The following is a 2,897-nucleotide window of genomic DNA, read 5'->3' on the forward strand; positions in this document are numbered from 1 at the left end:
ACGTATGCCGGTTTTCAAGACCGGTGCTTTCAACCACTCAGCCATCTCTCCAATGGCGCGAATAATACGTAGATTATTACTTTCTGTAAACTGTTTAATTAAAAAAACCGTTCAACAGGCTAGGTTTTAATCAACTTTAATAATTTACTCGCGCTTATATGCCCTCAAACAATCAATTAGGTTTTAAAAGATTATTTACTACTTCTATTTCAGCTTTTTTAACACCATCCTGCTGTTGTAACCAATTTAATTTTTTACTTAAATCAGTGCCTTCAGGATACTGAATTATCCAAATACCACCACCAAGACGTTTTTTAGACATATCTGGCTCATCGAATGGTAGTGCATCAGAAAATATTGTTTTTAAAATAATACTACCTGACACTAGCCCGTTAATATTTAGGTCTTCATTTTGAACTTTTACGCCTTTAGTGACTTTATTATCTTGAGAGTGAGTCGCACTAAATGCAGTTTGTTCACTCGCAATGACTTCATAATCTAAACCACCACTAGTGAACGTTGTAGATGTATAGGCATTAGCACTACAGCTCGTTAACATAAATAAGCTAATGAATAGTAAATGATTGCTCTTTTTCATAACGATAAATCCTTATTTATGTCCATAAACTTTAATACTGGCATCAAATAACAAACCGGAGAAGTAGTTGTTAGACAATTCCAGCTCGTTATCATCGTAATCAGCTATTTTCATGGTGTTTTTATTTGTATCAACAATCTTAACAGTCCAAATACCTGCAGCGATTTCATCTAAAAATGCATGACTAAGAAATAGAATTTCAGCATCATATCCAAAGTAATTTTTCGGATTGAGATAATGTAAATGTCTTGGTGTCGCAACAACAGATCGTGTACCTGAAGGGGAAATAACTTCAACGGCGATATCACTCATTCTTTCATGGTCTAAATCAAGTTTTAGTTGAATAGCCTCAATTGTTATATCATCGGTAATTTCAATTTGTTTTGTTATTCCTTCAAAATTTTCTGGAATATCAACAGCTCCGATAACATCACTAGTGATAAATTCCGACTCAATCAACGGAGGTAATAATGTGTAATTTCGAGTTGCCATTTGTACAGCTTCAACAGCATTAATCATGCCATAGCCATACCAATTATGATAACTATTCCCAGCCCCGTTAGTAACCCAACCGGGTTCTGCAATATACTGCTCTCCATCCTGTGATAAAATAACAGGTGCAAAATCCAAATCTATTTTTGTCGCTGTTTTTGCCATGATATATCTCACATCACGCCAAGATAGATCAGTATTTGATTGCATAATTAATGCTGCAACCCCAGATGCTACAGGTGCTGCAGATGATGTACCATTAAACATTGAAGTATAGCTACACTCTGATTCACTCTGTGTTTCATCATCTAATCCACCATAATACTTGCCAAATTTAATATTTGAATATCCTCGGTCACAGCCAGCAACATCCGTTGTTATCATAGCTGGGTATTGAACACCATATTCTCCACCAGTAGAAGCAAACAATACAGAAGATCCTACCGTTGAATAGCTCGATAATGGTTCATCACTATTGGCATTTAAAGCAGAAACAACCGTATTATAAAAACTCGCATTTTCAGGATCGGAATTAGCGATTTGAGCAGGTAGTCGTGCTTCTTCTTCAGAACTATTTATACGCTTATAGCCGGATAACCAATGAAATCCATTGCCCGCAGATTTGATCATTAGCGCAGGTTTATTTACCACTTCATAATGATTCTTAATGAATACTTCTTGAACTTCAAAATAAAAAGCATTTGTAGGTAGTATCGATGGAAAACCATAACCATAACTTTGATTTATGACGTCAGCTGTTTGAGTTTTTTCACCACCATGTGTTTCATAAAAAACATCCAGATCTTGTTCTTTCAGAAAATTAAAACCAGACAAAGATGCAGATGGAGCAACACCGCGTCCCCCTTTACCATTAAAACCAACAGCAGCGGTTAACCCCGCAACTGAGGTGCCATGGTCACCGCCTGTTTCATATTGATTCGGACTAGGATCATTGTCCTGCTCGACGAAATCATATGACATACCAGGAATAACATTCTCAACTAAATCTTCATGCGCAATTTCTAAACCGGAATCAACAATTGCGACATGAATATCCTTTCCGGTGATCCCTTGAACATGCAGTTGGCCAATATTAATATCAAATCCTTCACTTGCATTTGATAACGAATAAGCATCTTGACCTGTATTATTTAGATGCCATTGTTGGAAATATAATGGATCGGAAAAAGCATTAATATTGATATTCTTTTGCTCTGTTAAATACTTTATTTGAGCAGTTACCGTTTTATTGTTACTTGTTAACGTAACATCAATATAAATGGGCTCTGAGTAAGGCAGTGCAGTTAATTTAAAAGAACCATCGTCATTAATTACAAAAGAATTAACATCAGGTATTTTCGCTCTATTTACATCACTTATTAACGGTATAATCGACGGAGTATTATCATCTGAGATTACGTTATAGCTAAACTCAACATCAGCGCCTGCAACAAATTCAAGCTTACCTTCAACTATATTGTTTAAGCTTTCAAATTCTTCAGGTTTAAGTACCAACTCTGGCTTTAAAGTAACCTCAAATTCAGTTTCATCAATACCATCAGAAGCGATTAAGGAGATCACTTCTTCTTTTATTGATGACAAATTAGCCGTAAATGTAAATTCACTATTTTCATCATCAACTGAAAAGTCACCACTTTGGGGAAGATTAATTACTTTATACGTTACTTTATCACCATCTTTATCAATAATTGGTAATTTTTGTACTAACGTATTATTACCCACATAAAAATAAACAGTATCACTACTTAGTTCTGGTTTATTATTTTTATGCTTACTTGCAATATCA

The 2,897-nt window shown here is 35.1% G+C and carries 2 protein-coding genes; both read right to left on the reverse strand.

Annotation, left to right across the window (positions count from 1 at the left end; all coding sequences use genetic code 11):
* Positions 1 to 172: 172 nt before the first annotated feature.
* On the reverse strand, positions 173 to 598 hold the full coding sequence (locus I3259_RS05465; RefSeq protein WP_238028696.1) for a hypothetical protein: 426 nt from the start codon (positions 596 to 598) through the stop codon (positions 173 to 175).
* A 12-nt stretch (positions 599 to 610) separates the two neighbouring features.
* A partial coding sequence (locus I3259_RS05470; protein WP_238028697.1) for a S8 family serine peptidase occupies positions 611 to 2,897 on the reverse strand: 2,287 nt, incomplete at its 5' end.

Origin of the sequence: Photobacterium sp. Ph5, from assembly GCF_022129445.1 — a bacterium.
Taxonomy (GTDB): domain Bacteria; phylum Pseudomonadota; class Gammaproteobacteria; order Enterobacterales; family Vibrionaceae; genus Photobacterium.

Excerpts from the sequence above, each read along its gene's own strand:
- I3259_RS05465 (WP_238028696.1), bottom strand. The coding sequence starts at position 598 with ATGAAAAAGAGCAATCATTTACTATTCATTAGCTTATTTATGTTAACG.